The organism is Pseudomonas sp. HMWF006 (genome assembly GCF_003061205.1).
In the GTDB taxonomy this organism is placed as follows: Bacteria; Pseudomonadota; Gammaproteobacteria; order Pseudomonadales; family Pseudomonadaceae; genus Aquipseudomonas; species Aquipseudomonas monsensis.
The window spans coordinates 1-7,978 of sequence record NZ_QAIU01000177.1; the positions used below are offsets into that span (position 1 = coordinate 1).

Genomic DNA, 7,978 nt, shown 5'->3' on the forward strand with positions numbered 1-7,978 from the left:
CGCCTACATCGAGCGCAATGGCCTGGACCTGCCGGAAGAACCCGAGGCGCGGGAAACCTTTGCGGACCCCGAGTGCGTGAAACACCCACTGGCCGATCTGGACCTGGTCAAGGCCGGGGTCACGTCGATCATCTGGGCCACCGGGTTCGCCGTGGATTATTCGTGGCTGCAAGTCGCGGCGTTCGATGACAAAGGCAAGCCCGTGCATCAGCGCGGTGTGTCCAGCGAGCCGGGGGTGTATTTCCTTGGTCTGCCGTGGCAGTCACGGCGCGGTTCCTCGTTCATCTGGGGCGTGTGGCACGACGCCAAACACGTCGCCGATCACATCGCCACCCAGCGCAAGTACCTGGACTATCGCGATGCCGAGCAGCGTGAAGCCGCCCTGCATTCGAACGCACACAGCAAAGCCGCCGACACCGTCGACGCCTGATTCCCCTTTTCCACCGGCGCCGGTGCGCCGGGCCTTTATTCGTCAGGAGCCTTACATGAGCCAGCCCACTCACACCCGCATTCGCATGTTCAACACCAAAGACACCTACCCCAACCAGACGCTCGACAACGACCTGTGTCAGGCCGTGCGTGCCGGCAACACCGTGTATGTGCGCGGTCAGGTCGGTACTGATTTCGATGGCAACCTGGTCGGCCTGGGTGATCCCCGTGCGCAGGCCGAACAAGCCATGCGCAACGTCAAGCAACTGCTGGAAGAAGCCGGCAGCGACATGAGCCATATCGTCAAGACCACCACCTACCTGATCGACCCGCGTTATCGCGAGCCGGTGTATCAGGAGGTCGGCAAGTGGCTCAAAGGTGTGTTCCCGATTTCCACCGGGTTGGTGGTGTCGGCGCTGGGTCAACCGCAGTGGTTGATGGAGATTGATGTGGTTGCAGTGATTCCTGAGTAAGGCATCACACCGAGTCTTGGCTATCGCTGGCAAGCCAGCTCCCACAGGGTTTGGGGTTGTTTGAAAGCTTCCTGATCGACCCGATACCTGTAGGCGCTGGCAAGCCCGTGATGAGGCCTTCAAGGACAACATCTTCCTGGAAAGGAGCAAGCAAATGACCTTCTCTATTGCCGCCCGCTGCCCCGAAACCGGCCAGTTCGGCGTCGCCATCAGTTCCTCCAGCATCGCCGTCGGCGCGCGCTGCCCGTGGCTGTTGCCCGGTGTGGGCGCGGTGTCGAGCCAGAACATCACCCTGCCCTCCCTCGGTCCGGAGGTGCTCGCGCTGATGGAGCAAGGCCTGGCTCCTGACGCGGCACTGGACCAGGTGCTCACGCGCAACGGCTACAGCCAGTACCGCCAGATCACCGCCATCAACCACCTCGGCCAGACCGCGCATTTCAGCGGTTCGCAGACCCTTGGTGTACATAACGCAGTGGTCGGCGAGCAATGCGTGGCCGCCGGCAACATGCTCGCCGGGCGCTCGGTGATCGAAGCGATGGTCAGCGCCTTCGAAGACAGCGAAGGCCAACTGGCCGACCGCTTGCTCAGAGCCCTGCACGCCGCCCAGGCCCTCGGTGGCGAAGCCGGTCCCGTGCACTCCGCCGCCGTGGTAGTGGTCGGCGAACAGACCTGGCCGATCGTCAACCTGCGCGTCGACTGGGCCGATGAAAACCCGATCGGTCAGTTGCAAACGCTGTGGGACGCCTACCGCCCGCAGTTGCAGGACTACATCGACCGCGCCCTCGATCCGGCCAAGGCACCGGGCTACGGCGTTGCCGGTGACGACCGATGAACAGCGTCGAGTTGCTCGAAGTGCTGGTGGGGTTCGACACCACCAGCCGTGAATCCAACTTGCAACTGATCGAGTTCGTGCGCGATTACCTCGCCCGATTCGATGTGCCCTGCGCGCTGATCTACAACGACGAACGCAGCAAGGCCAATCTGTTCGCCACGATCGGCCCGGTGGATCAACCGGGCATCGTGCTGTCCGGGCATACCGATGTGGTGCCGGTCGATGGCCAGCCATGGACACTGCCACCGTTCGAACTCACTGAGCGCGACGGCAAGCTGTTCGGGCGCGGCACCGCCGACATGAAGGGCTACATTGCCTGCGTACTGGCCCTGGTGCCGGCGCTGGTGAACGCGTCATTGCGCAGGCCGGTGCACATCGCCCTGTCCTACGATGAAGAAGTCGGCTGCCTCGGCGTGCGTTCGCTGCTCAAGGTGCTGCAACAGCGCCCGATCAAACCGCTGCTGTGCATCATCGGCGAACCCACCGAACTGAAACCGGTGCTCGGCCACAAGGGCAAACTGGCGATGCGTTGCGAGGTGCACGGCCATCCGTGCCATTCGGCCTATGCGCCGCTCGGGGTCAACGCCATCGAATACGCCGCCGAACTGATCGGCGAACTGGGTCGCCTCGGCCAGCAACTGAAAGCGCCGGCGCATCACGACCCGCGTTTCGACCCGCCCTACAGCACCGTGCAAACCGGGGTGATCAGCGGCGGCAAGGCCCTGAACATCGTGCCCGCCGATTGCCGCTTCGATTTCGAGATCCGCGCCCTGCCCTCACAGGATCCGGCCTTGGTCGCCGCGGCACTGAAAACCTACGCCGAACGCGAAGTGCTGCCGCGCATGCGGGCGGTCAGCGCGCAGAGTGATATCCGCTTCAGCGAGTTGTCGGCATATCCGGGCCTGGCCACCGCTGCGCAGAGCCAGGCAGCCGAGTTGATTGCGTCATTCTGCGGCTCTGCGGCGTTCGGCACCGTGGCGTTCGGCACCGAAGGGGGCTTGTTCGATGCGGTGGGGATACCCACGGTGGTTTGCGGCCCCGGCAGCATGGATCAGGGCCATAAACCGGACGAGTTCGTCAGCCTCGATCAGTTGCAGGCTTGCGATGACATGCTGCAACGGATGCTTGCCTCGATCAGCGTCTGAAAACCGGCTCGGCGGCCCTCACGGGTGCAGCCGGGCCAACTCTTCGCGGCAATGATCGACAAACAACTGCACCGGTTTGGTCAGTTGCACCCGCCGCAGCCACGCGGCCGACAGCCCCGAGCCGGTCACGGTTTCCGCCAGCGGCACACACACCACTTGCTGGCCGTCATAGGTGTAGTCGCTGAACGGCTTGGTCACCAGAATCGAGAAGCCGAATCCATTGCCGACCATGCCGCGCACCATCTCGATCGACGGTGAGCTGAAGACGATATTCGGCGTCAGTCCGCGTTCTTCGAAAATGCTCACGAAGTAGGTTCGGCTCGGCACCACATCGAGCAAAATCATCGGTTCCAGCACCAGATCGTGCAGCGAGACTTTCGCCTGTTGCGCAAAGCGATGGCTGGCCGGCAACAAGGCGTAAGGCTGTTGCGGCGGCATCAGCGGCGTGGTGTCGATGGTGCTGTCGAGATCGTGTTCGAACATCATCGCCACGTCGATACTGCCGGCGGTCAATGCCTGCACCAGTTCCTGCTGCTCGCCATCGCGTATGCGGATTTCCACTCCCGGCCAGCGTGCCTTGAAACCGGCGATCAGGCGCGGCAGGTAGAGCGGTGCGACGGTTTCGAAACAGCCGATATCAATCTGCCCCGCCACCACATCGTTATCGGCCAGGGCGTTCTGCTCGAACTCATGGGCCACCCGCAACAGCTCCAGCGCCTTGCGATAGAACCGTGAGCCGCTGGGCGTCAGGGAAACACCCTGGGCGTGATGGCGGATGAACAGCTGCACACCGAAACTTTCTTCCAGGTGTTTGATCGCGGTCGAGACCGACGGTTGCGCGATGTAGAGCTTGCGCGAAGCTTCGGCAACGCTGCCGCAATCGGCGGTGGTGACGAAGTATTTGAGCTGGCGCAGGTTGTAGGCAGCCATGAGCACCTCCGGTGAAATAAGTCTGGCAGTACTTTTGTGGCGAGGGGCTTCATCCCCCTTTGAAGGCGCAGCAGTCCCCTGCTTTTTTAGATCAAAAGAGGGGCCGCTTCGCAGCCCGACGGGGAGGAATCCCCTCGCCACGGGCCCCGGCAAATCCTGATATGAAAACAGGGTTGACCATACCGGAGCCCCCCACCAGCCGAAGCATATTTTTTTTAAGGTCTGTAGCAACAAACTTACTAATTTATCTATTCCGGGGCTTTGCACATGATCGCTTCAACAAGAATTGCGCCGCCCGTGCCGGCGCTTACCGAAGTACGTCCACGTACTCATCCTTGCCTTGGAGTCCGTCATGGCTACCGTTGCATCCACCTCCGCTCCGCTGATTGAAAAACACACGATAGGATACGTGCCCCCGGAAGATCGCCACGGAAAGGTCAGGGATTTGTTCACGCTCTGGTTCGGCGGCAACATCGCGCCGTTACCCATCGTCACCGGGGCGCTGGGCGTGCAGTTGTTTCACTTGAATCTGGTCTGGGGCATCGTTGCCATCCTAGTCGGCCATCTGGTCGGCGGCGTGCTGATGGCGCTGCACTCGGCGCAGGGCCCGCAAATGGGCATTCCACAGATGATCCAGAGTCGCGCGCAGTTCGGCTCGCTCGGCGCCTTGCTGGTGGTGTTGATCGCCGGCGTGATGTACATCGGTTTCTTCGCCTCCAACATCGTGCTGGCCGGCAAGTCATTACACGGTGTGGTGGAAAGCGTGCCGGTGCCGGTCGGCATCGTCATCGGCGCGTTCGGTTCGGGGATCATCGGCATCATCGGCTACCGCTTCATCCACGTGCTCAACCGCATCGGCACCTGGGTGCTGGGGATCGGCATCGTCGTCGGTTTCGGCTACATCTTCACCCATATCCAGACCGATGACTTCCTGACCCGTGGCAGCTTCAACCTCTCCGGCTGGCTGGCCACCGTGTCGCTGGCGGCGCTGTGGCAGATCGCGTTTGCGCCGTACGTGTCCGACTATTCGCGGTACTTGCCGGCCGACGTGAAAGTCTCGTCGACGTTCTGGACGACCTATCTGGGTTCGGCGCTGGGCTCAAGCCTGGCGTTCATCTTCGGTGCCGTTGCCGTACTGGCCACACCGGTGGGCATGGACACCATGGATGCGGTCAAACTCGCCACCGGCTCGATTGGCCCGCTGATGCTGGTGCTGTTCCTGCTCAGCGTGATCAGCCATAACGCGCTCAACCTGTATGGCGCGGTGCTGTCGCTGATTACCCTGGTGCAAACCTTCGCCTACCGCTGGATCCCGACCGCCAAGAGCCGGGCAGTGATTTCGATCATCGTGTTGCTGGCCTGCTGCTTCGCCGCCGTCGGCGCGTCGAAGGACTTTATCGGGCACTTCGTCGACATGGTCCTGGTGTTGCTGGTGGTGTTGGTGCCGTGGACGGCGATCAACCTGATCGACTTCTACGCGATCCACAAAGGCCAGTACGACATCCAGTCGATCTTCCAGGTCGATGGCGGTATCTACGGCCGCTACAACCCGCAGGCATTGCTGGCATACGCGATCGGCATCGCCGTGCAGATCCCGTTCATGAACACGCCGCTGTACGTCGGCCCGGTGTCGGCGCATATCAACGGCGCAGACCTGTCATGGCTGGTGGGCTTGCTGGTGACGTCGCCGCTGTATTTCTGGCTGGCCAATCGCGACACGTCTTACCGTCGGCGGATGATGGGCGGCAAACTGGCGAGCAGTCTGTGAGATTGTCCTGATAGCCTAAAAAAAGGCCCGCCTCGTGCGGGCCTTCTGCATGGCGCTGTGGTATTTCTTTGAGTCCGACGATGACGGAACAAGGACAGCCAATGCTGCGAATACTCGGCAAAGCCTCATCAATCAACGTGCGCAAAGTGCTGTGGACCTGTGCTGAACTGCAACTGCCGTTCGATCGTGAAGACTGGGGTTCGGGATTCCAGGCGACCCACACACCTGAGTTTCTTGCGCTGAATCCATGCGCCATGGTGCCGGTGATTCAGGACGGTGATTTCACGTTGTGGGAATCGAACACGATCATTCGTTATCTGGTGGCCAATTACCCCGGCGCAGACCTCTACCCCACCGAGCCACGCGCCCGCGCGCGCGTCGATCAGTGGATCGACTGGCAGGCCTCGGAGCTGAACCGCTCATGGGCGTACGCCTTCACTTCCCTGGTACGCCGCTCGCCGGATTATCAGGACAGCGCCGCACTGGCCCGCGGAATCGAACAGTGGTCGAAGAACATGGACATCCTCAACCGGCAACTGGAGAAAACCGGCGGGTATGTCAGCGGCGAGCGTTTCTCGCTGGCGGATATTCCCATCGGGCTGTCGGTGAATCGCTGGTTTGAAACGCCACTCGGACACCCGGACTATCCTGCCGTCAGGACGTATTACGAACGTCTGAGCCAACGCGAAGGCTTCCGTCTCTACGGCAGAAACGGCACGCCGTGACACCATGACACAAAGTGTCAATTACCCTTCTGCGCGCACCACCCCACGCTCTTCCAGCAAGCGCACAAACATGCTCAAGCTACGCGACACCGTGCCCCGGCGCCACACCAGCCACGTCGTCAGGTAACGAAAATCCGCCGCCAGTGGCCAGACACTGACCGTGGCGCTGCCGGGCATGCTCTGCAACATTTTGCGTGGCATCAGCGCCAGCCCGGCACCGGCGCTGACGCAGGCGAGCATGCCGTGGTAGGACTCCATCTCGAAAATCTTGCCTGGCACGGCAGCGTCGGTGCTGAACCATTTTTCGAAGTGGTGCCGATAAGAGCAGTTGGAACGGAAGGCATAGATATTCTCGCCATTCACATCTGCCGCACGCTGCACCGGTGCGTGATTGAGCGGTGCAATGACGACCATTTCTTCCTCGAACGCCGGCACGCCTTCCAGCGCCGGGTGCAGCACCGGGCCATCGACGAACGCGGCCGCCAGGCGCCCGGAGAGCACGCCGTCAATCATCGTCCCGGACGGGCCGGTCGACAGGTCCAGATCAACCTTGGGATGCAACTGGTTGTACGCCGCCAGCAGCTGCGGGATGCGCACCGCCGCCGTGCTTTCCAGCGACCCCAGCGGAAACGCGCCCTGCGGTTCTTCACCCGCAACGGTGGCCCGCGCTTCCTGCACCAGGTCGAGTATGCGCCGCGCGTACTCGAGAAAACTCCAGCCGGCCGGTGACAGGCGCAATCGGCTTTTCTCGCGAATAAACAGATCGACGCCCAGATCCTGCTCCAGCTGTTTGATTCGTGTGGTCAGGTTCGACGGCACGCGATGGATCTGCGCCGCGGCGGCGCTGATGCTGCCGTGCTCGGCAACGGCCTTGAAGATTTCCAGCTGCACCAGATCCACAGTCATTCTCCAATCGTGAAAGAAACGATCTTTATTATTCAGTTTCCAGAAAACAAACGCCAGCCTACTCTGGGCCCATCCACTGAACTCGCAGGAGCCAGCCATGAGCCAGATTTCCAGCCAGACCCACGCCATCTCGATCAACCCCGCCACCGGCGAGCAGATCGGTCACTACGCCTTTGAATCAGCCGAGGCCCTCGACACTGCGCTGACCCGCGCCGCGTTCGGTTTCTCGAAGTGGAAACGCAAGCCGCTGCAAGACCGCTCCCGCGCCCTGAGCGCATTGGCCGGTGCCCTGCGTGACAGCGCCGAAGCCATGGCCACCATGATCACTCTGGAAATGGGCAAGCCCATTGCCCAGGCCCGTGGCGAAATCGAAAAATGCGCCAGGCTCTGCGAGTGGTACGCCGAACACGGCCCGGCCATGCTCGACGCTGAGCCGACCCAGGTGGAAGGCGGCAAAGCGCGAATCGAGTACCGCCCGCTCGGCCCGATTCTCGCCGTGATGCCGTGGAACTTCCCGATCTGGCAAGTGCTGCGCGGCGCAGTACCGGCGCTGATCGCCGGCAACACCTACGTGCTCAAGCATGCGCCGAACGTGATGGGCAGCGCTTACCTGCTGCGCGATGCTTTCAAGAACGCCGGCTTCGCTGAGGGCGTATTTGAAGTGCTCAACGTCACCCCGGAAGGCGTTTCGACCGCCATCGCCGACCCGCGCATCGCCGCAGTGACCCTGACCGGCAGCGTCCGTGCCGGCATGGCCATCGGTGCTCAGG

8 protein-coding genes and 1 pseudogene are annotated in these 7,978 nt (G+C 62.0%); 7 read left to right on the forward strand and 2 right to left on the reverse strand.

The window, feature by feature from the left end; genetic code table 11:
• From DBR24_RS07000 to argE, 4 genes and pseudogenes are all read left to right on the forward strand, one after another.
• Positions 1-430: pseudogene (locus DBR24_RS07000) on the forward strand (FAD-dependent oxidoreductase); the annotation flags it as partial.
• Between the two features lie 55 nt (positions 431-485).
• Entirely contained in the window at positions 486-902 is a 417-nt protein-coding gene (locus DBR24_RS07005; RefSeq protein ID WP_123467902.1) for a RidA family protein, read from the forward strand.
• A 154-nt stretch (positions 903-1,056) separates the two neighbouring features.
• On the forward strand, positions 1,057-1,734 hold the full coding sequence (locus tag DBR24_RS07010) for a DUF1028 domain-containing protein (RefSeq protein WP_123467900.1): 678 nt from the start codon (positions 1,057-1,059) through the stop codon (positions 1,732-1,734).
• Positions 1,731-2,879, forward strand: coding sequence for an acetylornithine deacetylase (gene argE / locus DBR24_RS07015; RefSeq protein WP_128614315.1), 1,149 nt, complete (start codon positions 1,731-1,733; stop codon positions 2,877-2,879). Before DBR24_RS07010 ends, argE begins: the two co-directional genes overlap by 4 nt.
• Before the next feature lie 18 nt (positions 2,880-2,897).
• Here the strand turns inward: argE and DBR24_RS07020 are convergent, their stop codons facing one another.
• Positions 2,898-3,809, reverse strand: a complete 912-nt coding sequence (locus DBR24_RS07020; protein WP_128614316.1) for a LysR family transcriptional regulator — start codon at positions 3,807-3,809, stop codon at positions 2,898-2,900.
• A 352-nt stretch (positions 3,810-4,161) separates the two neighbouring features.
• On the opposite strand from DBR24_RS07020, the gene DBR24_RS07025 reads away from it, so the two are divergent.
• Together DBR24_RS07025 and DBR24_RS07030 are read left to right on the forward strand one after the other, a co-directional pair.
• Positions 4,162-5,577 (forward strand): cytosine permease, encoded by a 1,416-nt coding sequence (locus tag DBR24_RS07025; RefSeq protein ID WP_128614317.1) that lies wholly within the window; start codon positions 4,162-4,164, stop codon positions 5,575-5,577.
• Between the two features lie 101 nt (positions 5,578-5,678).
• Positions 5,679-6,302 (forward strand): glutathione S-transferase family protein, encoded by a 624-nt coding sequence (locus DBR24_RS07030; RefSeq protein ID WP_128614318.1) that lies wholly within the window; start codon positions 5,679-5,681, stop codon positions 6,300-6,302.
• A 21-nt stretch (positions 6,303-6,323) separates the two neighbouring features.
• On the opposite strand, the gene DBR24_RS07035 is transcribed toward DBR24_RS07030, so the two are convergent.
• Complete coding sequence (locus DBR24_RS07035) at positions 6,324-7,202, reverse strand: LysR family transcriptional regulator (RefSeq protein WP_128614320.1); 879 nt, start codon at positions 7,200-7,202, stop codon at positions 6,324-6,326.
• A gap of 103 nt (positions 7,203-7,305) precedes the next feature.
• Here DBR24_RS07035 and DBR24_RS07040 point away from each other — a divergent pair.
• Positions 7,306-7,978: aldehyde dehydrogenase family protein (locus DBR24_RS07040; RefSeq protein WP_128614319.1), on the forward strand; the 673-nt coding region annotated here is incomplete at its 3' end.

Excerpts from the sequence above, each read along its gene's own strand:
- DBR24_RS07020 (WP_128614316.1), bottom strand. The coding sequence starts at position 3,809 with ATGGCTGCCTACAACCTGCGCCAGCTCAAATACTTCGTCACCACCGCC.
- argE (WP_128614315.1), top strand. The coding sequence starts at position 1,731 with ATGAACAGCGTCGAGTTGCTCGAAGTGCTGGTGGGGTTCGACACCACC.
- DBR24_RS07010 (WP_123467900.1), top strand. The coding sequence starts at position 1,057 with ATGACCTTCTCTATTGCCGCCCGCTGCCCCGAAACCGGCCAGTTCGGC.
- DBR24_RS07025 (WP_128614317.1), top strand. The coding sequence starts at position 4,162 with ATGGCTACCGTTGCATCCACCTCCGCTCCGCTGATTGAAAAACACACG.
- DBR24_RS07005 (WP_123467902.1), top strand. The coding sequence starts at position 486 with ATGAGCCAGCCCACTCACACCCGCATTCGCATGTTCAACACCAAAGAC.
- DBR24_RS07030 (WP_128614318.1), top strand. The coding sequence starts at position 5,679 with ATGCTGCGAATACTCGGCAAAGCCTCATCAATCAACGTGCGCAAAGTG.